This is a genomic window from Variovorax trehalosi (assembly GCF_051216415.1).
In the GTDB taxonomy this organism is placed as follows: Bacteria; Pseudomonadota; Gammaproteobacteria; order Burkholderiales; family Burkholderiaceae_C; genus Variovorax.
Genome location: NZ_JBPJZG010000007.1, coordinates 285895 through 309704 on the forward strand (window position 1 = coordinate 285895; position 23810 = coordinate 309704).

The 23810-nt window shown below is 67.2% G+C and carries 24 protein-coding genes and 1 pseudogene; 10 read left to right on the plus strand and 15 right to left on the minus strand.

Annotated features, from left to right (window positions below):
- Entirely contained in the window at positions 1–903 is a 903-nt protein-coding gene (locus ACSFA7_RS26095) for a DMT family transporter (protein ID WP_435502036.1), read from the minus strand.
- A 111-nt stretch (positions 904–1014) separates the two neighbouring features.
- Between ACSFA7_RS26095 and ACSFA7_RS26100 the strand changes: the two genes are divergently transcribed.
- The gene (locus ACSFA7_RS26100) at positions 1015–1458 is read left to right on the plus strand and encodes an Lrp/AsnC family transcriptional regulator (RefSeq protein ID WP_206175245.1); all 444 of its coding nucleotides are present in this window, start codon (positions 1015–1017) and stop codon (positions 1456–1458) included.
- 4 nt (positions 1459–1462) lie between these two features.
- On the opposite strand, the gene ACSFA7_RS26105 is transcribed toward ACSFA7_RS26100, so the two are convergent.
- Entirely contained in the window at positions 1463–2089 is a 627-nt protein-coding gene (locus ACSFA7_RS26105) for a TetR/AcrR family transcriptional regulator (RefSeq protein WP_435502037.1), read from the minus strand.
- Positions 2090–2222: 133 nt separating this feature from the next.
- Here ACSFA7_RS26105 and ACSFA7_RS26110 point away from each other — a divergent pair, with 133 nt between their 5' ends.
- Positions 2223–3440, plus strand: a complete 1218-nt coding sequence (locus tag ACSFA7_RS26110; protein ID WP_435502038.1) for an ABA4-like family protein — start codon at positions 2223–2225, stop codon at positions 3438–3440.
- A 1-nt stretch (position 3441) separates the two neighbouring features.
- Here ACSFA7_RS26110 and ACSFA7_RS26115 read toward each other — a convergent pair whose 3' ends face one another.
- Positions 3442–4422, minus strand: a complete 981-nt coding sequence (locus ACSFA7_RS26115) for a tripartite tricarboxylate transporter substrate-binding protein (RefSeq protein ID WP_435502039.1) — start codon at positions 4420–4422, stop codon at positions 3442–3444.
- A gap of 121 nt (positions 4423–4543) precedes the next feature.
- Here ACSFA7_RS26115 and ACSFA7_RS26120 point away from each other — a divergent pair, with 121 nt between their 5' ends.
- Both ACSFA7_RS26120 and ACSFA7_RS26125 read left to right on the plus strand, forming a co-directional pair.
- A complete protein-coding gene (locus ACSFA7_RS26120; protein ID WP_435502040.1) occupies positions 4544–5089 on the plus strand; it encodes a MarR family winged helix-turn-helix transcriptional regulator in 546 nt (181 codons plus the stop codon).
- A 123-nt stretch (positions 5090–5212) separates the two neighbouring features.
- Positions 5213–5659 (plus strand): universal stress protein, encoded by a 447-nt coding sequence (locus tag ACSFA7_RS26125; RefSeq protein WP_435502041.1) that lies wholly within the window; start codon positions 5213–5215, stop codon positions 5657–5659.
- A gap of 3 nt (positions 5660–5662) precedes the next feature.
- Here the strand turns inward: ACSFA7_RS26125 and ACSFA7_RS26130 are convergent, their stop codons facing one another.
- The 3 genes from ACSFA7_RS26130 to ACSFA7_RS26140 form a co-directional block, all read right to left on the minus strand.
- Positions 5663–6112 (minus strand): SMI1/KNR4 family protein, encoded by a 450-nt coding sequence (locus ACSFA7_RS26130; RefSeq protein ID WP_435502042.1) that lies wholly within the window; start codon positions 6110–6112, stop codon positions 5663–5665.
- A gap of 73 nt (positions 6113–6185) precedes the next feature.
- Positions 6186–6731: a 4-hydroxylaminobenzoate lyase gene (locus ACSFA7_RS26135; RefSeq protein ID WP_435502043.1), complete on the minus strand. Its 546-nt coding sequence runs from the start codon at positions 6729–6731 to the stop codon at positions 6186–6188.
- Positions 6732–6773: 42 nt separating this feature from the next.
- Positions 6774–7718: a tripartite tricarboxylate transporter substrate-binding protein gene (locus ACSFA7_RS26140; protein WP_435502044.1), complete on the minus strand. Its 945-nt coding sequence runs from the start codon at positions 7716–7718 to the stop codon at positions 6774–6776.
- 175 nt (positions 7719–7893) lie between these two features.
- On the opposite strand from ACSFA7_RS26140, the gene ACSFA7_RS26145 reads away from it, so the two are divergent.
- The 3 genes from ACSFA7_RS26145 (at position 7894) to ACSFA7_RS26155 (ending at position 10890) form a co-directional block, all read left to right on the plus strand.
- A complete protein-coding gene (locus ACSFA7_RS26145) occupies positions 7894–8889 on the plus strand; it encodes a LysR family transcriptional regulator (protein ID WP_435502045.1) in 996 nt (331 codons plus the stop codon).
- 109 nt (positions 8890–8998) lie between these two features.
- Positions 8999–9712 (plus strand): nitroreductase, encoded by a 714-nt coding sequence (locus ACSFA7_RS26150; RefSeq protein WP_435502046.1) that lies wholly within the window; start codon positions 8999–9001, stop codon positions 9710–9712.
- 53 nt (positions 9713–9765) lie between these two features.
- Positions 9766–10890, plus strand: coding sequence for a 3-deoxy-7-phosphoheptulonate synthase (locus tag ACSFA7_RS26155; RefSeq protein WP_435502047.1), 1125 nt, complete (start codon positions 9766–9768; stop codon positions 10888–10890).
- A 25-nt stretch (positions 10891–10915) separates the two neighbouring features.
- Here ACSFA7_RS26155 and map read toward each other — a convergent pair whose 3' ends face one another.
- Both map and ACSFA7_RS26165 read right to left on the minus strand, forming a co-directional pair.
- Positions 10916–11707, minus strand: a complete 792-nt coding sequence (map, locus tag ACSFA7_RS26160; protein ID WP_435502048.1) for a type I methionyl aminopeptidase — start codon at positions 11705–11707, stop codon at positions 10916–10918.
- Positions 11707–11961 (minus strand): ParD-like family protein, encoded by a 255-nt coding sequence (locus tag ACSFA7_RS26165; RefSeq protein WP_435502049.1) that lies wholly within the window; start codon positions 11959–11961, stop codon positions 11707–11709. Before ACSFA7_RS26165 ends, map begins: the two co-directional genes overlap by 1 nt.
- A gap of 192 nt (positions 11962–12153) precedes the next feature.
- Between ACSFA7_RS26165 and ACSFA7_RS26170 the strand changes: the two genes are divergently transcribed.
- On the plus strand, positions 12154–12567 hold the full coding sequence (locus ACSFA7_RS26170; RefSeq protein WP_435502050.1) for a low affinity iron permease family protein: 414 nt from the start codon (positions 12154–12156) through the stop codon (positions 12565–12567).
- A 120-nt stretch (positions 12568–12687) separates the two neighbouring features.
- On the plus strand, positions 12688–14145 hold the full coding sequence (locus tag ACSFA7_RS26175) for a catalase (protein ID WP_435502051.1): 1458 nt from the start codon (positions 12688–12690) through the stop codon (positions 14143–14145).
- Between the two features lie 149 nt (positions 14146–14294).
- On the opposite strand, the gene ACSFA7_RS26180 is transcribed toward ACSFA7_RS26175, so the two are convergent.
- The 3 genes from ACSFA7_RS26180 to ACSFA7_RS26190 all read right to left on the minus strand — a co-directional run bounded on the left by ACSFA7_RS26180 (position 14295) and on the right by ACSFA7_RS26190 (position 18275).
- A complete protein-coding gene (locus tag ACSFA7_RS26180) occupies positions 14295–15161 on the minus strand; it encodes a helix-turn-helix domain-containing protein (RefSeq protein ID WP_435502052.1) in 867 nt (288 codons plus the stop codon).
- 158 nt (positions 15162–15319) lie between these two features.
- Entirely contained in the window at positions 15320–16879 is a 1560-nt protein-coding gene (gene gntK / locus ACSFA7_RS26185; RefSeq protein WP_435502053.1) for a gluconokinase, read from the minus strand.
- A gap of 43 nt (positions 16880–16922) precedes the next feature.
- Complete coding sequence (locus tag ACSFA7_RS26190) at positions 16923–18275, minus strand: GntP family permease (RefSeq protein WP_435502054.1); 1353 nt, start codon at positions 18273–18275, stop codon at positions 16923–16925.
- Between the two features lie 188 nt (positions 18276–18463).
- Here ACSFA7_RS26190 and gntR point away from each other — a divergent pair, with 188 nt between their 5' ends.
- On the plus strand, positions 18464–19495 hold the full coding sequence (gntR, locus tag ACSFA7_RS26195; protein WP_435502055.1) for an HTH-type transcriptional regulator GntR: 1032 nt from the start codon (positions 18464–18466) through the stop codon (positions 19493–19495).
- Between the two features lie 26 nt (positions 19496–19521).
- Here gntR and ACSFA7_RS26200 read toward each other — a convergent pair whose 3' ends face one another.
- The 4 genes and pseudogenes from ACSFA7_RS26200 to ACSFA7_RS26215 form a co-directional block, all read right to left on the minus strand.
- Entirely contained in the window at positions 19522–20742 is a 1221-nt protein-coding gene (locus tag ACSFA7_RS26200; RefSeq protein WP_435502056.1) for a dienelactone hydrolase family protein, read from the minus strand.
- 47 nt (positions 20743–20789) lie between these two features.
- On the minus strand, positions 20790–21314 hold the full coding sequence (locus ACSFA7_RS26205) for a flavin reductase family protein (protein WP_435502128.1): 525 nt from the start codon (positions 21312–21314) through the stop codon (positions 20790–20792).
- Positions 21291–22523: pseudogene (locus tag ACSFA7_RS26210) on the minus strand (styrene monooxygenase/indole monooxygenase family protein); the annotation flags it as partial. The gene ACSFA7_RS26205 and the pseudogene ACSFA7_RS26210, both read right to left, overlap by 24 nt.
- Before the next feature lie 14 nt (positions 22524–22537).
- Positions 22538–23776, minus strand: coding sequence for a styrene monooxygenase/indole monooxygenase family protein (locus tag ACSFA7_RS26215; protein ID WP_435502057.1), 1239 nt, complete (start codon positions 23774–23776; stop codon positions 22538–22540).
- Between the last annotated feature and the right edge of the window lie 34 nt (positions 23777–23810).

Here is a 23810-nt window from a genome sequence, read left to right on the forward strand (position 1 = left end):
TCAGCTCTTGCGGGCTGCGGGCGACCGTCTCGACGTGCCCGGCAGGGTCCACCCGAACGTCATGCCCGCCGCCGCGATCAGGATGGCCGCAGCGCCGACAAGTTGCGCCGGCATCAACCGCTGGCCGAAGGCCACGAAGTCGACCCCGATCGCCACCAGCGGATAGATGAACGACAGCGCACCGGCCACCGTCGTCGGCAGCTTCTGGATCGCGCCATACAGCAGGATGAACACCAGCCCGGTGTAGATCACGCCCATCGTGAGATGCACGCCCCAGGTGCCCGCATCGGTGGGCAACGCCCTGAGGTTCGCGAACGGCGCGAGCATCGCGATGCCCACGCAGACCTGGATCAGCGCGATGAGGTGTGGCGCCATGTCGCCGAGCTTCTTCGCGACGATCGCGGCCACGGCGTAGCAGAAGGCGGCGCCCAGCGCCATCAGCACGCCTGTGAGATAGGTCGAGCCATCGGCGCCGCCGCCACCCTTGGCCTGCGCCACCAGCACAACGCCGGCGAAGGCGATGCAGAGCCAGGCCACCTTCATCGCCGTCAACCGTTCGGAGAACAGCAGCGCACCGAGCGCGACCAGCATGAAGGGCTGCGTGTTGTAGACCGCGGTGGCGATGGAGATCGACGCGCGCGAGAACGACGCGAAGATCAGCAACCAGTTGACCACCAGCGCCACGCCACCGAACGCGGCCAGCGCGAAAGTGCGCGGCGTGAGGCCGCGGCGCAGCACACCCAGCGCGGCGCACGCGACGAACAGCGTGGCCGCGCCGAACACGCAGCGCCAGAACAGCACGTCGACCAGCGGCTGGTTGAAGCGCACGACGAACCAACCGATGGTTCCGGAAATCACCATGGCGGCGCTCATTTCGAGCGCGCCGCGAAGCTTGGTTTGCATGGTGTCGAGCGTGCCAGCTTTGGCAACGGATGAGAATGCTTTAAAAAAGGCGATGGCATTCGATTGCCATCGAAAATTAGGCCCACCTCTCAAACCACCGGAGATCGCGCCATGCTGGACGACATCGACCAGGACATCCTGACCGCCCTCGGCGCCAACGCGCGCATGTCGCTCAAGGACCTCGCCCAGCAGGTGGGCCTGTCTTCGCCCAGCGTGGCCGAGCGGCTGCGGCGGCTCGAAGAGCGCGACGTGATCCGCGCCTACACGCTGGCGTTGAACCCCAAGGCGCTCGGCTACCAGTTCCAGGCCATCGTGCGCATTCGCCCCCTGCCGGGACAGTTGCAGGCGGTGCAGAAGCTGATCGAGAACACGCCGGAATTCTGCGAGTGCGACAAGGTGACGGGCGAAGACTGCTTCATCGCGCGGCTCTTCCTTCAATCGCTTGAGCAGCTCGACGGCATCCTGGACCGCATCGCGGCGAAGGCGGAGACGAACACCTCGATCGTGAAAGCGCACACCATCCCGCGGCGGCTGCCGCCGTTGCGGCCCGCCTAGCTTTTCAAGGCCAGAGCTGGCGCAGGATCTCGGGCAGCATGCCGTCGACGAATTCCCGCGTGCCTTCGGCGCCAGCCGGTGCGCCGAACTTCTCGTCGAGCGCGAGGTGCGCGAAGCCATGCACCGTGGACCAGGCCGCCAGCACGGTCGCCTGCGTCGCGCGGTTCAGCGCTTTCTCCTGGCCCCAGCCGGTGTAGTCGCGCACCGCCATCTCCAGTTCGGCGTAGGCCGCGTCGCCGGCCTGCGCCAGCCGCGGGTCCTGCATCAGACGGTCCTTGCGGAACATGAGCTGGAAGCGCCCGGGGTAGGCCAACGCGAAATGGACGTAGCCCAGACCCTGGCCGCGCAGCCGGCGCGCGGGGTCCTTGCCGCCGCTGGCCGTGCCTGCGCGCAGCGAGCGCGTGAGCTCTTCGTACCCAAGGATGGACACCTCGGTCAGCAGACCGGCGGCGCTGCCGAAGTGATGCAGCGGCGCGGCGGGCGAGACGCCCGCACGGCGCGCCACTTCGCGCAGCGTGAAGCCCTCGATGCCGCGCTCGGCGAGCAGGCCTTCGGTGGCTTCGATCAATGCCGCGCGCAGGTCGCCGTGGTGATAGGGCGCCGGGGCTTCCGCTTTTTTTCTTTCCGCCATGACTGCTGGGTTTCCAGATGGTTTTGATGGTCGAACTTTACACCGTTTAAATTTCAATGGATTTTTTATCTGAACAGTGTCAAGATAAAGCCATTGCTTCCCCCTTTCACCTCTTCCACAAGCGAGGTCACTTATGTTCGATTCACTCTTCAGCGCAGGCGGCGCTGTCGCCTTTCCCGCCTGGGCCGCCCTCGGCGCAGCGCCGTGGCTCGGCCGCGCCAAACCTGCCATCTGGGCGCTCACAGGCATTGTCATTCCAGTCGGGCTCGGGCTGGTCTATTGGTGGCTGATGGCCACGTACTGGTCGTCAGCCGAGGGCGGCGGCTACAGCTCCATCTCTGCAGTGCATGCGTTGTTCCAGCATCCGGGTCTGCTCACTGCGGGGTGGTTCCACTACCTCGCCTTCGATCTTTTCGTGGGCACCTGGATCGCGCGCGAAGGCGAGCGCGCCGGCATCGCGCCGGTACTGCTGATTCCCTGCTTCGCGCTCACCTTCCTGTTCGGGCCTGTCGGGCTCCTGGCCTTTCTTGCGCTGCGGGTGGCACCAGCCTGTGCGCGTGCGGTGCGCGCGCTGTATGCGCGCCAGCCGCAGCTTGCGGTGTACGGCGGCCTGTTGCTGGCGGCCATGGTGGCCGCGCTGGTCGCGAACTGGCTGGACCCGCGCACGCTGAACGGTGTCGGTGTGTGGGTGAAGCCGCTGAAGTTCATGGCCTCGGTAAGCCTCTTTGCGCTGACCATGGGCTGGCTGATCGGCGACCTGCCGCGCGAACGCCGCGACTCACGCGTGGTGCGTGCGATCGTCGCCGTCGTCATTGCCACGGGCACCTTCGAGGTCGGCTACATCACGCTGCAGGGCGCGCTCGGGCAGGCCTCGCACTTCAACAACGACTCGACCTTCCACGCCGTCATGTACGCGCTGATGGGTGTGGGTGCGCTGACGCTCAACGCCACGACATTGCCGCTCGCATGGCAGTTCGCGCGCCACGGCGACGCGCTGCAGCCGACCTACCGGCTCGCCACGGTGATCGGCCTGGTGCTGACCTTCGTGGCCGGTGCGGGCGCGGGCATCGCGATCAGCCAGCACGAAGGCCCGACCTTCGGTGCGCTCGCGGGCGGCGCGGTGCTGCCCGTGGTCGGCTGGTCGGCCACCGGGGGCGACCTGCGGGTTCCGCATTTCCTCGGCGTGCACGCGCAGCAGGTGCTGCCGCTCGCCGGCGCGCTGATCGCGATGTGGCGCGTGCCGTTCGGGCGCGCGGCGGTCTGGCTGGTGACCGCGGGTTATGCGGTGGCGATCGTCTATGCGTTCAGGCTGGCGTACACGGGCGTGCCGCTGATCGCGCTCGGCGGCTGAATCAGGGCGCGAAGCCCGAGCGGCGCACCACCGGCTCCCATTGCTGGCGATAGGTCTTGAGCATCTGCGCGGTCTCTGCGGCGGTGCTCACGACCGGCGTGATGTAGAGCGCATCGGCCGCCTTCTGCAGCCCCGGATCCTGCATGACTTCGCGGATTTTCGCAGCCAGCAGTTGCACCTTCGGCTGCGGCATCGTGCTCGGCGCAAAGAAGGTGTTCCAGCCATCGGCGTCGATCTTCATGCCGGCCTCGCGAAAGGTCGGCACGTTGGGCGCGAAGCTCGCGCGCTTCTTGCCCGAGACGGCCAGGATGCGGATCTTGCCGGCCACGTGCTGTGCATAGAGCGAGTCGAGCGTGTCGATCGCGATCGGCAGCGAGCCGCCGCTCAGGTCCGCCGCGAGCGGCGCGGAGCCGCCGTAGCCCTTGATCTGCGGCTGCACGCTCAGCGCATCGCCCACCATGAGTCCGAAGAAGTGCGGCAGGCTGCCGGTCGCGGGCACGCCGAAGATCGCTTCTTCCGGATGCGCCCAGAGCCGGCCCACCAGGAACATCGCGCGATCGAGCTGCAGCTTGTTGCCCACGGCCAGCGCGAAGTCGTAGCTGCTGACCTGGGAGACCGGCACGAAGTCCTTGTCGGGGTCATAGCCCGCGTCCTTGATCACGAGCGGCGCGATCACCATCACCGCCGGGTTGCCGAGCATCAGGATGTTCTCGGCGGCGGTCGCGCGCTTGATCTGCTTGGCCGCGAGCCGGCCGCCCTCGCCGGGGCGGTTCTCGACCGTCACGGGCACGCCGATCTTCGGGCTCAGCCGCTCGGCAATGAGCCGCGCCATGCGGTCGGTGCTGCCACCGGGCGCATAGCCGACGACGAGCGTGAGGGGCCCCTCCAGGTTCTGCGCATGGGCGGGGACGACGGCGCCGCACACGGCAAGGGCGCAGGCGCACAAGGCGGCGAGTCGCCGCCGGGAAAAGAGAATGGGCATGGGATTTCCTGCTGCCGGCGATCGGCCGGTTTTGTTACTTCATTTATACGGAGGTAACAAATAGTTGATCTAATCCATCATCGGCCGCCGCAGCGGCGCAGCCACAACCCCTGTCATTTCCATGCCCGCCTTTCCCGATGCGGACGCCCTGCGCGCTCCCCGTTCCCTGGACGATCTGCTCCTGTACCGGCTCTCTCGCGCAGCGCGCGCCGGCAGCGGCATGGCGACCCGCATGGTCGAAGGCGGCTTCGGCATCACGCGCCGCGAGTGGGGAATGATCGGCACGCTCGCGGAAGTCGGCGAGATCACACCCTCGGCGCTCGCAGAGCGGCTCGACCTGGACCGTGTGCGCACCTCGCGGGGCCTGCGCAGTCTCACCGAGAAGAAACTGGTGGAGCGCCGCCAGGACGCAGAAGACCGCCGCGAAGTGCATGTGCGCCTGAGCCCTTCGGGGCGGCAACTCTTCGGCGAACTGTTTCCGCGCATCGCGAGCCTCAACACCGAACTGCTCGACGGCATCGACGCTGCGCACATCGAGATCTTTCTCCAATGCCTGCGCCACCTCGAATCGCGTGGCACCGAATTGAGCGCACAAGGCGTGGTGCCGGAAAAGGCCGACCGGCGCTCGGGCGGCACGCGCCACCGCTGGCCCAAGCGCGGCACCTGAGCACGCGCGTTCGCTCCTCGCGTTTTAGAGGCGGCAACCCACGCGCCCGACTTGAAGGACCCGGCCTGCGAACTAGACTGAAATGCGAGGGCACCCGCAGTGCCGGGGGCCAAGGAGCCTGCCATGTACAAGCGTGTTCTTGTCGCCACCGACGGCTCTTCGCTGTCGGAACAGGCGGTCGCCGCCGCCATCGAACTGGCCGTGCTGAGCGGCGCGGAATTGGTGGCCGTCAACGTCGCGCACATCGAGCCCTTCGGCTACTTCGAAGGCTCGATGATGCTGAGCCAGCGCGACATCGAAGCCACGCAGGAAAAGACGAACCTGGCCGCGCAACGCATCGTCGACAGGGTGGCCGCCACCGCGCTGGACAAGGGCGTTCGCAATGCGCAGGCCATCGTCATGAAGTCGAACCAGGTCGCCGAGGCCATCGTCGCGACCGCGAAGAACCAGGAGTGCGACCTCATCGTGATGGCCTCGCACGGGCGCCGCAGCCTCGCGCGCCTGCTCATGGGCAGCGAGACGCTGCATGTGCTGACGCACTCGCACATTCCGGTGCTGGTGCTGCGCTGAAGATCAGCGCTCACGCGTGCCGAAGGCGCGCTGCAGCCGCTGCACGTTGTCGCGCGACTTCGCGGCGCGGCCGGCGATGCTGTCGAAGCCGGGCTTCCAGGCCTTGAGCTTCTGCGTGTCGTGCTGCCAGAAGAAGATCTCGGCCCCGGCCTGTCCTTCCTCGACCTTCAGCACCAGCTGGTTGCCGGTGCCGTTGCTCGCGATGGAGATCAATCCGAGCGCCATCACATGACGGCCCCACGCGCCTCGCAGGTTTTCATAAGTGATGCTGCCTGCCGTCTTGCGCGGGTTGGCCGGATCGAAAACGGGGTAGACGCGCCAGCCACCCGGAAGCTCGTTGCAGTTGTAGGTCTTCCACACTTCCCGAAGCCTGTCGGGAAACCGGATGCCCAGTTCGGCTTCGACGGCTGCGATCTGTTCCTCGGTGACACCGAGCGGCGTGGCGTTGGACATGGGCGGCACAAGCCGGCAACCCGTGCCGGCGCTGGTGGAAAACGCCGAATGGTAGCCGCCATGCACCGATGGATCAGCGCGCCGCCTGCATGCCCGGCGCCTCAATGTCATAGGAGATCCGCCCCGCCGGCAGATAGAACAGCGCGATGACCGCGCCGTTCTTCGCCTCCGGATAGTGATGGCTCCCCGGCGCGGGCGCGGTCCATCCGCCATAGCACCATCCGTTGGGCCCGGCCAGCGCGGCGCCATCGTTCAGCGGCACCACCATGTTGAATTCGCCGTAGGGGTGCGCGTGATAGTCGCCGCGAAAACTCTCTTCGGGATTGCCCTGGGTGTTGTCCGTGCTGTCCATGTAGACCGCGGTGATGCTGAAGTTGAACGTGCGCGCCGACGGGTCGCACAACCGAGCACGCCGGTACTTGCGCCCCTGGATCTCGACGTTGGCGGCCCAGCCGTCGCGCACGCCGGCCTTCACCAGCGTGGCCAACGCGTCGTAGAGCGGCGAGCCGGGTGGATACGTGGCGTTGAGCCATTGCTCCACCTCGGTCCCCGTGGTCATGTTCTGGATTTCCGCGAGGAACGGGAGGCTGGTCTCGATCAGTTTGTCCTGGTCGGTCATGGGTGGTTTTTCCTTTGGCTTTGAGAGTTCTTCTTGCTTGCTTTACTCGTCGGCCCTGAAGCCAGAGGCCGCGACCACAGGTTTCCATCGCTCCCTTTCGGTAGAGATGAGGCGTGCGCAGTCGGCCGGCCCGAGATAGGCGGCCTCCAAGCCGATCTGCGACAGGCCGGCAATCAGCGTGCTGTCGCGCGATGCGGTTTGCGTGGCTTCGGCGAGCGCCGCCACGGTTTTCTCGGGCGTGGCGGCGGGCGCGTAGACGCCGTAGCTCTCAAGCCCGGTCACGCTGTCGAAGCCCTGCTCCGCGAAGGTCGGCACGTTCTTCAAGAAGCGCGAGCGGCGTTCGCTGCTCGCGGCCAGCAGGCGCAGCTTGCCGCTCTCGAGGTGCTGGAGAAAGTCGCCCACGAAGCCGATGTAGGCGGGAATCTGTCCGCCCAGCAGGTCCTGCACCGCGGGCGCGGAGCCGCGATAGGCCACGTGCGTGAGCGGCACGCCGGCCGCCTGCGAGAAGCGGTAACCCAGGAACTGCGCGAGCGAGCCCGCCGCGGGCGATGCGTAGGTGCGGCCGGTCTCCGTTTTCTTGAGCCAGCGCACGTAGTCGGCCAGCGTCTTCACGTCGGGCGGCACGGCCGTGCTCACGGCCAGCACGCAGGTCGCGGAGGCGAGCAAGGCGACGGGCTTGAAATCCTTCGCCGGGTCGTACGCGAGGTTGGCATAGACGTGCGGGTAGATCGTCATCGCGGAGGTGTGCGTGCACAGCAGCACGCTGCCGTCCGGCTTCTCGCGCTTGAGCTGCGCGTTGGCGATGCGCCCGGCGGCGCCGGGCCGGTTGTCCACGAGGTATGGCCGGCCCTGTGTGCGCCACGACTCGGTGAGACGACGCGCGGTCTGGTCGAGCGTGCCGCCGGGCGGATAGCCCACGACGAGCCGTCCTACCGCTGCATCGGTCTGCGCAAAAGACAGCGCCGGCCACAGCACCGCGCCGGGCACGAAACACGCAGCGCGCGTTACGAAAGACCGCCTTGAAATGTGATGCACCATTGAAAGCTCCAGTTGAATGTCCCGTCAGGAACGCATGGGGCGAACGGTGCCACCGTGCATCCACCACTGGAAGCGATCAATCTGCAACACGACAATGCAGCGCGTGCAACATGAGGAGAAAGAGATGGCAGCAGTGAATCCGAACCGCATGGACCTCAACCTGCTGCGCGTCTTCGATGCGGTCTTCGAGGACCAGAACCTCCTGCGTGCAGGCAAGCGCCTGCACCTGAGCCAGTCCGCGATCAGCCATGCGCTGGCGCGCCTGCGCGAAGTCCTGCAGGACGAACTGTTCATCCGCACGGCCCGCGGCATGGAGCCCACTGCGCGCGCGCTGGCAATGGCGGCGCCGCTGCGCGAGGCCCTGCGCAGCATCCACGACACGCTGGGCGTGCGCCCCTTCGATCCCGCGACGGCCTCGCGCACCTTCGTGCTGGCTGCGAACGACTACGTGACCTCGGTGCTGCTGGTCGGCCTCAGCCGTCGCGTGAGCGCCATTGCGCCGGCGGTGGACCTTGTCGTGCGGCCGTCCACGCGGCTGGACCTGGCCGAGCAGATCGACGTGGGCCGCATCGACCTGGCGATCGGCATCTTCGCGGAGGTGCCGCCGCGCTTCCAGAGCGGCCCGGTGTGGACGCAGGAGGACGTGCTCGTCATGCGCAAGGGCCATCCGCTGCGCCGGCGCCGGCTGCGCGTCGACGACCTGGCGGAATTTCCGCTGGTGACCGTTTCGCTCGGCGGACAGGAGGAAGGCGCGGTCAGCGGCTACATCGTCGAGCGCGGACTGGCTCGCCAGTCGGAGATGTTCGACCGGCAGGCGCTGGAAGATGCGCTCGCGGCCATCGGCCGGCGGCCACGCTACCGCGTCACCGTGCCGCACTCGCTCGCCGTGCCCGAGCTCCTGCTGGACAGCGACATGCTCTCCATCGTGCCGGCGCCGCTCGCACAGGCCTTCGCAAGCCGTGGCGACCTGCACGCCAAGCCCTTGCCCTACGAAGTGGCGAATGTGAGCCTGCGCGCGATATGGCACCGGCGGCACGAGCACGATCCGGCCCATGTCTGGCTGAGGGAACAGCTCACGGAACTCGCGGAATCCACGCGCGGCGAGCCGGGCGCCCCTTAGAGCCTGTTCATGGTCTCAGGCCAACCCACCCAAATCCGATGCCGTGCATACCCATGCTGTGCAAGTTTCAATGGGCAGCCGCGCACCTGCGTGCGAGCATCGCGCCATGATGAAAACTCCCCCTACGGACGGCGCAGCGCGAGACGTCGTCGACGAGGTCATCCGCTCGCGTGCGGCGGTTCGCGCCTTCCAGCCCACGCCGGTTCCCAAGGCGCTCGTCGTGGAAATCCTCGAGGTCGCGCGCTGTGCGCCGAGCAACTCGAACACGCAGCCTTGGTCGGTGCATGTGCTCGAAGGCGACGCCAAGCGCCGCTTCAGCGAGGCGCTACTGCGCTCGCACGAGCGCGACGATCTGCCGGCCTCCCGGCATTTCCCGGATGAGCTGCCCGCGCCGTGCAAGTCGCGGCAATCGGATTTCGGCACGCGCTACTACACCACGCTGGGCATCGATCGCGCGGATGCCGTCGCGCGCTACACGCAGACGGGGAGGAACTACCTGTTCTTCGATGCGCCGATTGGCCTCATCTTCACGATCGACGAGCGGCTGATGCCGCACAGCTGGGCCGACTACGGCATGTTCCTGCAGACTTTCATGCTCGCGGCAAAAGCGCGCGGACTCGACACCTGCCCGCAGGTGTCTTTCGTGCGGCACGAACCGGTCATCCGCGAATGCCTGCAATTGCCGGCGGGGCAGACGGTGGTGTGCGGCATGTCGCTGGGCTACGCGCAGACGGATGCGGCACTGCACCGTCTTGCAATGCCGAGGGAGCCGGTGGAAGCATTCACGGTCTTCCACGGCTTCGAGGGCGAGACAGCCGGGTGATCGCCTTCGGACGGACAATCGAGGAAGCTCCATTCGAAATCGACACCACGACCATGCCCCGCCTCGACGACCCCCTCCACGACGCAGAAATCGGCTCCCGCGACAGCACGCTCGACACCACCCGGATCGACGACGTGCGCATCGGCGCCGTTCGCCCGCTCATCACCCCCGCGCTGCTGCAGGAGCGCGTGCCCGTGCGCGACAACACGCTGGCGCTGGTCGAGAGCAGCCGCGCGGCGATCGCCGACGTGCTGCATGGCCGCGACGACCGGTTGATCGTCGTGGTCGGCCCCTGCTCCATCCATGACCACGACCAGGCCATCGAATACGCGCAGCGCCTGAAAAAGGTTGCCGATTCGCTGCAGGACGATCTGCTGATCGTGATGCGCGCCTATTTCGAGAAGCCGCGCACCACCGTCGGCTGGAAGGGCTACATCAACGACCCGCACCTGGACGGCAGCTTTGCGATCAACGAAGGACTGGAGCGCGCGCGGCGCCTGCTGCTCGAGCTGACCACCCTGGGCTTGCCGACCGGCACCGAGTTCCTCGACCTGTTGAGCCCGCAGTTCATTGCCGACCTGATCGCCTGGGGCGCCATCGGCGCACGCACCACCGAGAGCCAGAGCCATCGGCAGCTCGCATCGGGCCTGAGCTGCCCGGTCGGCTTCAAGAACGGCACGGACGGCAGCGTCAAGGTCGCGGCCGACGCCATCCTCGCAGCCCGAGCGCCGCATGCCTTCATGGGCATGACCAAGATGGGCATGGCCGCGATCTTCGAGACGCGCGGCAACGACGACTGCCATGTGATCCTGCGCGGCGGCAAGGCCCCCAACTATTCGGCCGCGGATGTCGAGTCGAGCTGCCAGGCGCTGCTGGCGAACGGCCTGCGGCCGCAGGTGATGATCGATGTCTCGCACGGCAACAGCAGCAAGCAGCACCAGCGGCAGATCGTGGTCGCCGAAGACGTGGCGGCGCAGATCGCGGGCGGCGAACGGCGCATCACGGGCCTCATGATCGAGAGCCATCTCGAGGAAGGGCGGCAAGACCTGAAGCCGGGTGTCGCGTTGAAGCACGGTGTCTCGATCACCGATGCGTGCATCGGGTTTGCGCAGACGGTGCCGGTGCTCGAGGGACTGGCTTCGGCGGTGAAGGCGCGGCGGCGGTTGTCGAAAGCTTGAGGCTGGAGGGGGCGCGAGCCGGGCGTCAAACCGGCGCGTAGGTACCCGTGCCTCCCGGCCACGTCGTCAGCACGTCATATCCCTCGGGCGTCACGGCCACCATGTGTTCCCACTGGGCGGACAGGGACCTGTCCTTCGTGACGACGGTCCACCCGTCGGGCAATTGCCTGGTTTCGCGCTGGCCTGCGTTGAGCATCGGTTCGATGGTGAAGACCATCCCCGGCTCCAGCCTGAGTCCCTCCCCGCGCCGCCCGTAGTGCAGCACCTGCAGGTCCTCGTGGTAGACCCGGCCGATGCCGTGTCCGCAGTATTCGCGCACCACGCTGAAATGTTCCCGCTGCGCCACCGACTGGATGGCATGGCCCACATCGCCCAGCGTCGCCCCGGGCTTGACCTGGCGGATGCCGGCCAGCATGGCTTCGTAGGTCGTCTCCACCAGCCGCCGCGCAAGCACGCTCGGGGCGCCCACGAAGTACATGCGGCTGGTGTCGCCGAACCAGCCATCCTTGATGACGGCGACATCGATGTTGACGATGTCGCCCTTCTTCAGAATCTTGTCGGGCGAAGGGATCCCGTGACAGACCACCTGGTTGACGGAAGTAAGGATGGTCTTCGGATACCCCTGGTACCCCACGTTGGCCGGAATGGCGCCCTGGACATTCACGATGTGGTCGTGGCAGATCCGGTCGAGCGCTTCCGTGCTCACGCCCGGCACGACGTGCGGCTCGATGATGGCGAGCACCTCCGCGGCAAGCTGGCCGGCCCGCCGCGCCATCTCGATGTCCTCGGCGGATTTGATGACGATGTCGCGCGCCATCAGCGTTTTCCAGCCGAGGGTGAGCGGGGCTTGCCGGGCTGGGCCGTGACGGCCGCGGCGATGTCCAGCCCTCCTGCGAGTTCGGCCTGTATCAGCAGTTGGCAGATTTCCCGGTAGTCCAGTTCCGGGTGCATCTCGGTCAGCATGCCGACCCGCATCCAGTGCTCGGCCTGCGAGTTGATGGACCGGCTGAGGGCGTTGCCCGCCACCCGCAGGTTCTCGTGCATCAGGTCTGAAATCTTTACGATGCCCATCGGCAGCCTCAATATGGAATATGCACAAAGTATATACGCTTCATATATTCCCCAGGTACAAACGCAGACCCTGACACTGGGCTCTCGCCGACGCATTCACAGCATCTTCATGAAGACCCGCTCGCGGCGCCGGACGACACACGCCAGGCACGGCCGCGGGCACCTTCGGCGCAAGAAGGAGCACTGTCATTCATGGATCACCTGTTCGCCTTGTTCGCCAGCAAGACCGCGCGTATCGCGGGCAGCCCGTTCACCTTCCTGGTGTGCGTGGCTGTGGTCGTTGCATGGGCGGTGGCCGGACCGTTCTTCGGCTTCTCGGAAACCTGGCAGCTGGTCATCAACACCGGCACCACCATCGTGACCTTCCTCATGGTGTTCCTGATCCAGAACACCCAGAACCGCGACGGCGTGGCGCTGCAGACGAAGCTCGACGAACTGATCCGGTCGTCCAACGCCCAGGACGAATTCATGGGCATCGAGAAGCTCACCGACCGCGAGCTGATCGCGCTTCACGAGAAATGCGAAGCGGCTGCCGGAAGGAGCCAGGCCACGCTGGAGCGCACCCGTGCCGAACGCCGTCGGCGCGGCCACGACGCGAAAGTCTGACTGCTGGCATGCGCCGCGCCATTGCCCGAAAGATGGCGGGAAATGGCATCATGCGCTTCGTTGCGCCGGCGACCAGACAACAAGACCGCGCGTCCCTCTCCCCACCCACGAGAACGCTCCATGACCAACCCATCCGATACCCCGAAGAAGACCCCGCTGACCACTGCCTTCGGCGCGCCCGTGGTCGACAACCAGAACAGCCTCACCGCCGGCCCCCGTGGCCCCGTGCTGATGCAGGACGTATGGCTGCTAGAGAAGCTGGCCAACCTGAACCGCGAGATCATTCCCGAGCGGCGCATGCATGCCAAGGGCTCGGGCGCCTTCGGCACCTTCACCGTCACGCACGACATCACGAAGTACACGCGCGCCAAGCTCTTTGCCGCCGTGGGCAAGAAGACCGAAATGTTCGCGCGCTTCACCACGGTGGCCGGCGAACGCGGCGCGGCCGATGCCGAGCGCGACATCCGCGGCTTCGCGCTCAAGTTCTACACCGAGGAAGGCAACTGGGACCTGGTGGGCAACAACACGCCGGTGTTCTTCCTGCGCGACCCGCGCAAGTTTCCGGACCTGAACAAGGCGGTGAAGCGCGACCCCAAGACCAACATGCGCAGCGCCACCAACAACTGGGACTTCTGGACGCTGCTGCCCGAGGCGCTGCACCAGGTGACCATCGTGATGAGCGACCGCGGCATTCCGGCGAGCTACCGCCACATGCACGGCTTCGGCTCGCACACCTACAGCTTCGTCAACGCGCAGAACGAGCGCTTCTGGGTCAAGTTCCATTTCAAGACGCAGCAGGGCATCAAGAACCTCACCGATGCCGAAGCCTCGGCGCTCGTGGGCGGTGATCGCGAGAGCCACCAGCGCGACCTGTTCGATTCGATCGGCCGCGGCGACTTTCCCAAGTGGACGCTCTACGTGCAGGTGATGGCCGAAGCCGATGCAGAGAAAGTGCCCTACCACCCCTTCGACCTGACCAAGGTCTGGCCCAAGAAGGACTACCCGCTCATCGAAGTGGGCGTGATGGAACTCAACCGCAACCCCGAGAACTTCTTCGCCGACGTCGAGCAGAGCGCCTTCGCGCCCAACAACCTGGTGCCGGGCATCAGCGTCTCGCCCGACAAGATGCTGCAGGCGCGCCTCTTTGCGTACTCGGATGCGCAGCGCTACCGGCTGGGCGTGAACCACCACCAGATTCCGGTGAACGCCGCACGCTGCCCGGTGCACAGCAACCACCGCGACGGCACGATGCGCGTGGACGGCAACTACGGCGGCACGCTGCACTACGAGCCCAACAGCTTCGGCCAGTGGCAGGAGCAGCCCGACTACCGCGAGCCGCCGCTCAAGCTGCGCGGCGATGCCGACTTCTGGAACTTCCGCGAAGACGATGCCGACTACTACAAGCAGCCCGGCGACCTGTTCCGGCTGATGAAGCCCGAGCAGCAGCAGGTGCTGTTCGAGAACACGGCGCGCGCGATGGGCGATGCGCCGGAGTTCATCAAGCGCCGCCACATCGACAACTGCACCAAGGCCGATCCAGCCTACGGCGCGGGGGTGGCGAAGGCGCTGGGACTCTGAGAAGGTGTGAACGAATCCGCCATGCCCGCTCATCCCACCCAGACGCGCCCGCTCGGCGTTGCAAATGCTCGCCATAGCCCGAGCTATGGCTGTGCTTTGCGCCTTGATCGGGCGCGCCTGAGCGGGCTGCTCGGGCACGCCGAATTCATTCACACCTTCTGAGTTCCCGCTCGAAATTCACCCGGCGTCATGCCCTTGATGCGACGGAAGTGCCGGTTGAAGTTCGAGATGTTGTTGAAGCCCACCTCATAGCAGATGCTGCTCACCTGCTGGCGCGTGGAGGCCAGCAGGCGGCAGGCGCGCGCGACGCGCAGTCCGATCACGAAGTCGGTGAAGGTCTGGCCGGTCGCGCGGCGGAAACTGCGCGAGAAGGCGTTCTCGCGCATGCCGACGACCGCGCCGACCTCGGCGAGCGAGAGCTCCTCCACGTAGTTGTCGCGGATGTGGTCGAGCGCCTTGTGGATGCGCGTCGCAGCCCCGGGCTCGCCCAACGAATCGTCGGTGAACGCGGCATCGGCCAGCAGCCGGTATTCGGACCATTGCGAGAGCTCGTTGAGCAGCACGGTGAATTCCGCGAAGCGCGCGAGGCCCTGCAGCATCTCGATGCGCCGCAGCCGCGAGACGATGCCTTCGTTCAGTCCGACGAACTGCACGCCCTGCCGCGCGCGCGCCAGGAGCGGCGCCGCATCGCGCAGTTCGGGAAACAGTTCCATGCCGCGGCGCAGCGGCTCGTCGCCGAAGCGCAGCACCAGGCTGCCGGCGTTGCCCGCACCATGCAGCGGACGGTGCTCGAACGCAAGGCTGTGCGGCAGCCGCGGGCCCAGCAACACCACGGTGCCGGGCGCGAAGCGATGGGTTTCCTCGTCGATGCCGCTGCCCACGCGCAGGCGCGCCGGCGCAGCGCCGATCAGGTGCAGCTCGTGCTCGTGCAGGCAATTCGCATCGTTGCCGCGCACCGAGGCCGCGGATGAGGTTTCGCAGTGAATGGTGACCCGGGGCTCCGCCAGCGCAGGCACGGCGGGCTCGGATGTTGCGCCGCCCCGCGCGTCGTGCGGACGGGCACGCGCGGTGGTGTAGGGGCGCGCTGGGGACGCATGCGCTCGGAAGGCGGAGGCCGGCGGCATCGTTTTCAGCAAGACCAGATCTCCAACGGGCAACAACGGGTCGAATGGCGTCAGCTCTTGCGAGCCGGCGGCGGCATCGCCGTCTGCTGCTGGAACGCCGCGAGCAGCCGGTACTCCTCGCCGAGCTTGCGCGGCAGCGAGAGGTACACCGGCAGCAGCTGCCGGTAGAGCGCGGCGTTCTTGGCATTGGGCGTGTGGCGGTGCGTGGCGCCGACCATACCCGCGACCACGTCGAGCGAATCGACATGGCCCAGCGCATAGAGCCCGAGCACCGCGGCGCCCAGGCAGGAGCTCTCGAAGCTCTCGGGCACCACCACCTCGCGGTCGAACACGTCGGCCATCATCTGGCGCCACATGCCCGAACGCGCGAAGCCGCCGGTGGCCTTGATGTGCGCGCTGCGCCCCGCGATCGACTCGACCGCCGGCAGGATGCTGTAGAGATTGAAGATCACGCCCTCCAGCACCGCGCGGATCATGTGCTCCTTGCGGTGATGGATGCCCAGCCCGAAGAAGGAGCCGCGCAGGTCGGCGTTCCAGTAAGGCGCGCGTTCACCGGTGAGGAAGGGATGGAACACCAGCCCTTCGGAGCCGGCCGACACGCGCTCGGCGATGCGCGTGAGCACCTCGTAGGTGTCGATGCCCAGGCGCTTGGCGGTCTCGGCTTCGGCCGAAGCGAACTCGTCGCGCACCCAGCGCAGGATGATGCCGCCGTTGTTCACCGGTCCGCCCACCACCCAGCGCCGCTCGGCGAGCGCGTAGCAGAAGGTGCGGCCCTCGGGATCGGTCATGGGGTGGTCGACCACGGTGCGCATCGCGCCGCTGGTGCCGATGGTCACGGCCACCTCGCCGGGCGCCACCGCGTTCACGCCGAGGTTGGAGAGCACACCGTCGTTGGCGCCGATGACGAAGGGCGTGTCGGTCGCGAGTCCCAGTTGCGCCGCGACATCGGCCGCGAGGCCTTCGATGTGCCAGGTGGTCGGCACCGGGCGCGGCAACTGGTCGGCGCGCACGCCGGCGAGCGCGAGCGCACCTTCGTCCCAGTCGAGCCGCTCGATGTTGAAGAGCCCCGTGGCCGAGGCGATCGAATGGTCGATCTGCCACTGCCCGAAGAGCCGGAAGAACACGTATTCCTTGATGCCGACGAAGCGCGCCGCACTCACGAAGAGCTCGGCGCGCTCGTGGCGCAGCCACACCAGCTTGGCCAGCGGCGACATCGGATGGATCGGCGTGCCGGTGCGGCGGTAGATCGCCAGCCCGTCCCATTCGTCGCGGATGCGCTCGGCCCAGCGCGCGGCGCGTTGGTCGGCCCAGGTGATGCTGGCGGTCAGCGGCACGCCCGCGCCGTCGACCAGGATCAGGCTGTGCATGGCCGCGCTGAAGGACACGGCGAGCACGTCGGCGGGCGTGGCCTTGCTCTCCTGCACGCAGCCCGCGATGGCCGCGAGCACCGCCTGGAAGATCTGCTCGGGCTCCTGCTCGGCGGCGCCGGCCTCGGGCTGCAGCAGCGGGTAATCGACCGCGTGGTGGGCCAGTACACGCCCCGCGGGCGTGAACGCCACCGCCTTGGTGCTGGTGGTTCCGATGTCGACCCCGATGACGATGCGGCCCATGGCTTGTCTCCTTGCCTAAGTGATCAGGTTCAGGTGATCGCGTTCAGACCACCAGGCTCAGCAGCATGATGAACGCGAGGGCCACGACCGAGATCAGCGTTTCCATCACCGTCCAGGTCTTGAAGGTCTCGGCCACCGTCATGTTGAAGTACTGCTTGACCAGCCAGAAGCCCGCGTCGTTGACGTGCGACAGGATCAGCGACCCCGCGCCCGTGGCCAGCACCAGCAGTTCGAGGTTCACGCCCGGCACCAGGGTGGCGAGCGGCGCGACGATGCCCGCACCGGTGATGGTGGCCACCGTGGCCGAGCCCGTGGCGATGCGGATCAGCCCCGCCACCAGCCACGCCAGCAGGATCGGCGAGACCTGTGCATGCAGCGCCATCTGCCCGATCGCGTTGCCCACGCCGCTGGTCACCAGCATCTGCTTGAAGCCGCCGCCCGCACCGATGATCAGCACGATGGCCGCGGTGGGCGCCAAGCTGTCGTCCACGAACTTCATGATCTGCTTGCTGGTGAAGCCGCGCGCATAGCCGAAGGTGTAGAGCGACAGCAAGAGCGCCGCCAGCAGCGCGGTGATCGGATGGCCGATGAAGTCCAGCCACTGGCGCACGATGTTCTTGTCGTCGAGCGCCACGTCGGCGAAGGTCTTGAGCAGCATCAGCGCCACCGGCAGCAGGATCGTGACCAGCGTGATGCCGAAGCCCGGCAGCTCGCGCGCCTCGGGCTCGCGCGCCAACTGCGCCAGCAGCTCGGGCGAGGCTTCGCCCGGCACGTACTTCGAGATGTACTTGCCGAAGATCGGGCCCGCGATCATCGCGGTGGGCAGGCCGACGAGAAGGCCGTAGAAGATGGTCTTGCCGATGTCGGCGCCGAACACGCCGATGGCCAGCAGCGGGCCCGGGTGCGGCGGCACGAGGCCGTGCACCACGGAAAGGCCCGCCAGCAGCGGAATGCCGATGCGGATCAGCGACACGCCGGTGCGCCGCGCCACGATGAACACCAGCGGAATGAGCAGCACGAAGCCGATCTCGAAGAAGAGCGGAATGCCCACCAGGAAGGCCGCGAACATCATGGCCCAGTGCACGCGTTCCTTGCCGAACGCGTCGATCAGCGTGCGCGCGATGCGGTCGGCGCCGCCCGACTCCGCCATCATCTTGCCGAGCATGGTGCCCAGGCCGAGCACGATGCCCACGAAGCCGAGCACGCCACCGAAGCCGTCCTGGAAGGACTTCATCACCAGGTCCACCGGCATGCCCGAGGTCAGGCCCAGGAAGCCCGCGGCCAGGGTCAGCGCGATGAAGGGGTGCACGCGCCAGCGCGTGATCAGAAGGATCAGCCCGAGGATCGCCACCAGGGCATCGACGAGCAGGAAAACCTCTTTGCTCATTCCGAACATGTGTTGTCTCCTGAATATCCGGCCGTTGCAAAGGTGGCCGATGGATGGGATAGCGCTATCCCGCACAATCCAAAAAAACAGCGCTCTGGCACGCTCGGGTTTTTCCCGAACCGGCACGAGGCTGGACAGCGCTATCCTAGGACAGCGCTGTCCAATCCAATCTTGGTAATAACCCTTAGACATCCACCATGGCCGACGCCCCCGAGCGCCCACGCTCCCGTTCTTCCAGCCACGTGACGCTCGACGACGTGGCCCGCGTGTCAGGCGTGAGCCCGATCACGGTGTCGCGCGCCCTGCGCGGCGCGCGCAATGTGTCGCCCGACCTGCAGGCCCGCGTGCAGGCGGCGGTCGACCAGCTCGGCTACGTGCCCAACGTGGCGGCGCGCGCGCTGGCTTCGGCGCGCAGTTCGCATGTGGCGGTGCTGATTCCGTCGCTGACCAACCAGCTTTTCGTGGAACTGCTCGAGGCGGTGCAGGACGCGCTTTCGCCGCACGGCTTCCAGTCGCTCATCGGCGTGACCCACTACGACCCCGCGCAGGAAGAGGCGCTGCTGCGCAGCTACCTCTCGCAGCGGCCGGCGGGCCTGCTGCTCACCGGCTTCGACCGCAGCGCCGCGGCCTTGCGGATGCTCGAGCGCAGCGACGCGCCCTGCGTGTACCTGATGGAAACCTCGGCCGCGCCCGGCGTCCACAGCGTCGGGTTTTCGCAGCAGGATGCGGGCCGCGCCATCGTGCAGCACCTGCTTGCGCGCGGCCGCCGCCGCATCGCCTATGCCGCCGGCCAGCTCGACCCGCGCGTGATGATGCGGCTGGAGGGCTATCGCGAGGCGTTGCGCGCCGCCGGCTGCCACGACCCGGCGCTCGAACTGCTGGCGCCCGGCCCCACGTCCATGGCGCTCGGCGGCCGGCAATTCGAGGACCTGCTCGCGCGCCACCCCGACGTGGACGCCATCTTCTATTGCAACGACGACCTCGCCCAAGGCGCGCTGCTTGCCGCGCTGCGCACCGGCGTGCCGGTGCCCGAGCGCGTGGCGATCGCCGGCTTCAACGACCTGGGCGGCAGCGACCAGATGCTGCCGCCGCTGACCACGGTGCACACCCCGCGCCGCGAGATCGGCGAGCGCGCGGCCACCATGCTGCTGTCGCTGATGCGCGCGGAGACGGTGGCCGAGCGCACGGTGGACCTGGGCTTCGAGCTGATGCTGCGGCAGAGCAGCTGAGACAAAGGGCGCGCGCCGCCCTGACCTCAGCTTCTCGGCTGCATCAAGGTGTTCGACGGCAAGGTTTCATCGAGCAGCTTGCGCCCCGTCTCCACGCCTGCCACCGGCAGCAGCTTGGGGTCGAGCAGCCCGACCTGCACCAGCACACTCGCCTGGTCCCAGTAGATGTGCTCGTGGTAGAGCTTGTCGCCGCGGAACTTGATGACCGCGAGCAGCGGGATCTCCACGCGCTTTCCGGTCGGCGGCACGCCGGGCAGCATCCACGGGATCTCGGTGGTGTGCGTGAAGCAGAACAGCATTTCGTCGACCACCTGCGATGCGCCCACGGTGCGCGAGATCGGCACCAGCGAGGTGTCCGGCGGATTGCTGTTGACGAAGTGGTTCGTATAGAACGCGTGCAGTGCCTTGTAGCCCACGCCGCCCGTCATGGTCGGGATGTGATTCACATACGGCTCGGCCACCATGGTGCCCATCGTGTCGTCGACATTGCGCGTGCCGAATTCGTACTCGCAGTGCTTGTCCCAGAGCGCGGAGAGGTCGTAGTTCGGACCGATCGCGCCCTTGAGCGCCGCGATGCTGCGCTCGTGCGCCATCAATGCCGAGGGCTTGTGGAAGTGCTCGCCGCCGTTGCGCGCGAAGGCGTGGTCCATGCCGGAGTACACGTAGAGCGAAACGCCGGGCCGGCCCGACAGCGCCTGCACGATGCGGTCGCGCGCCTCGGGCGGGCAGAACTTGTCGAGCTCGGCGATATGCAGCGTGAGCGGGCGCTTGATCTGCTCGGCCTCGTCGAGCGCGGCATCGATGCCCACGCCGTAGTAGCCGACGGCCACATCCGCATCGGTGCGGCACGCAGCCAGGTAGGCCAGCTTGCCGCCGAGGCAGAAGCCGAGCACGCCGACCTTCTTCTCTTGCACCTCGGGCCGCTGGCGCAATGCGGTGATCGCGGCCTGCATGTCTTCCATGCCCTTGGCCTCGTCGAAGCCGCCGTAGAGCGCGAAGGCGCGCTGCCAGTCGGCCTCGCTGTAGCCGAGCTCCACATCGGGCTCCTGGCGCCAGAAGAGGTCGGGCACCAGCACGACGTAGCCTTCTTCCGCGTAGTAGTCGGCCACCTCGCGCATCGTGTGGTTGATGCCGAAGATTTCCTGCGCGATCACGAGGCCCGGGCCGCTGCCGGCCTTGGGCAATGCGAGATAGCCGTTGAAACTGCCGCTGCCGTCGGTGGCCTGGATGCGGATTTTTTGCTGCATGTGAACTGCTCCGTGGGTGAGGTGGGGTGGCGATGCGGGCCGCGTGCTCACTGCATGCATTCCGGGTGTCGTGTCGTCACCTGGTAGTAGCCTGAATGAAAGACCAGCGGCTCGCCGTCGAAGCGATCGTAGCGCTCGACCTCGCCGATGAAGATGAGATGGTCTCCGCCGTCGTACTGCTTCACGTTGCGGCAGGTGAAGCGCGCGATGACGCCGTTGAGCAGCGGCACGCCGGCCGTGCCCTCGCAGCAGTCCACGCCACCGAACTTGTCCGCCTGCGGCGTCGAAAACTGCCGCGACAGGTGATGCTGGTTCGCCGCGAGCACATTGATCGCGAAGTGGCTGGCACCGGTGAAGTCGGCCACGCTCGGCGCCTGCCGCGCCAGGCTCCACAGCACCAGCGGCGGATCGAGCGAGACCGACGAGAACGAATTGGCGGTCATGCCCACGCGCCGGCCATCGATGGCCCGGGTCGTGATGACGGTCACGCCGGTGCTGAACTGACCGAGCGCCTTGCGGAAGTCGCGCCGGTCGAAGCGGTCGACCACGGCCTCGCGCGCGCGGGCTTCCAGGAAGCGGTCCGCCTCGGCGGCGTCGAACCACCAGGGCGCGAACACGCGCGGATCGTCGAAGCCGTTCACGATGGTGCTCGCCACCGCGGGCATGTGGGTCGCGCTCTGCAGCAGCTTGTGCAGGTGCGGCGCCGGCGGGGTGAGCAGGCTGTGGGTCCAGTCGGTGGCCCAGCGGGCGTAGCCCTCCCAGTAGCGGTCGAAGGTTTCCTGCATCCATGCGGCATCGAACGGCGCATCGCTGTGTTCGAGGATGCGCTTGAGGTAGATGTCGGCGCACTTGGCCGCGTTGTTGGCGCCCTGCCCCGTGATCGGATCGTTGAGCACCACCGCATCGGCCAGGCCCAGCACCTGGCGCCCCGAAGGCAGCGTGGCCACGGGCTTGCGCACCGTGGGCGCGAAGCGGCCCGCGAGGATGCCGTTGTCGTCGGTCAACTCGATGTCGGTGCAGCGCTCGGCTTCCCAGGGCAGGAAGGTCTCGAGGATCCATTTGCTGCGCGCCAGATGTTCCTGCGGCGTCTTCACATCGGCCCAGCAGTCCATCGGGCCGCCCGGCACGCCCTCGAACACCATGATCTCGCACGGCCCCGTCGTGGTCAGCGCCGGGAACACGAAGTACTCGCCCACGCCGGGAATCAGGTTGAAGCACACCCGCGCATACGGCTGGGCGGGCTTCATGCCCTTCACATAGGTGAGCGCCAGCGCGCGCTGCGGCTGGTCGAGGGGCGAACGCGCCTCGTCGCGCTCGAAGCGCTGCGAGATCTCGCCCTTGCCGCTCGCGACGACGACCAGGTCGTGCAGTTGCGCGCAGGTCTCCAGGTCGTCGAGCCCCACGTCCTTCAGCACCAGCCGGCCGCCGCGCTTTTCGAACTCGGCCATCCATGCGGGAATCTTGAGCCGCTGGTCCACCGACTGCGCGGGCCCGTCGAGCCGTGCGCGCCATTCGATGGCCTTGCCGCCTTCCGGGTTGCGCACCGCGATGCCGATGCCCTCCACCGAGGGGCATTCGTCCGCCCACCAGTCCAGTTCCAATTCGCGCTCGGCCTGCAGCGCGGTCTCGAACATGCACTGGCTGGACATCACCGGCCCCTCGGCGATTTCCCGCGCGCTGCGGTTCGAGAAAACCGTCACCTCATGCCCCGCGCGCTGCAGGCCGAGCGCGAGCTGCATGCCGGACTGCCCGGCGCCGACGATGGCCACGCGTCGTTTCATGGGTTCGCTCCGGGCTACGCGACGGCCGCGCAGCTTGCGATGTAGCGCTCCGATTCAGCCGGATCGGAGAACCACGGGAAGAAGGTGCGCGGATCGTCGAAGCCGTTGGCAAAGGCGCTGGCCAGCGGCGGCACCGCGCCGGCACTGCCGAGCAGGTTGAGCACATGGGGCGGCGGCGGCGCTAGCAGCATGTTGGTCCACTGCGTGACCCATTGCGCATAGCCGAACCAGTAGCGGTCGAAGGTCTGCTGCATCCAGGCCGCGTCGGCTGCGCCATCGCCGCGCGCGAGGATGCTTTTCAAATAGGTGTCGGCGCACTTGGCCGCGTTGTTGGAGCCTTGGCCCGTGATCGGGTCGTTGAGCACCACCACGTCGGCCAGGCCCAGCACCTTGCAGCCCGAAGGCAGCGTTGCCACGGGTTTGCGCACCGTCGGCGCGAAGCGGCCGGCGAGGATGCCGTTGTCGTCAGTGAGCTCGATGTCGCGGCAGCGCTCGGCCTCCCAGGGTGTGAAGGTGTCGAGGATCCACTTGCTGCGCGCGAGGTGCTCCTCGGGCGTCTTCACGTCGGCCCAGCAGTCCATCGGCCCGCCGGGCACGCCTTCGAACACCATGATCTCGCACGGCCCTGTCGTGGTCAGTGCCGGGAACACGAAGTACTCGCCCACGCCGGGAATCAGGTTGAAGCACACCGCCGAGAACGGCTCGCGCGGCGCCATGCCCTTCACATAGGTCAGCGCCAGCGCACGCTGCGGCTTGTCGTACGGCGACTTGTGCGCATCGCGTTCGAAGAGCTTGGAGATCTCGCCCTTGCCGCTCGCCACCAGCGTCAGATCGTGGCTCTGCGTGCAGGCCTCGAGCTCGTCGATGCCCGCGTCCTTGAAGACGAGTTCGCCGCCCTTCTTCTGGAATTCGTCCATCCACGCCGGGATCTTCACGCGCTGATCGACCGACTGCGCGCTCGAATGCAGCCGCGCAGCCCAGTCGATGGCCTTGGCGCCCTTCTGCTCGGGGTGCGGCACGGCCAGGCCAATGCCATCCACCGTGGGGCAAATGCTCGCCCAATGATCCAGCCCCAGTTCGCGCTCGATCTGCAGCGAGGTGTCGAACATGCACTGGCTCGACATCACCTTGCCGTGGCGGATGTCCTCGCCCGTGCGGTTGCTGAACATCGTGACCTCGTAGCCTGCCGCGAGCAGGCCGAGCCCCAGTTGCAGGCCCGACTGGCCCGCGCCGACGATGGCGATTCGCTTCATTTCATTTGCTCCTTGATGCTCCGCTGGGGAGCGG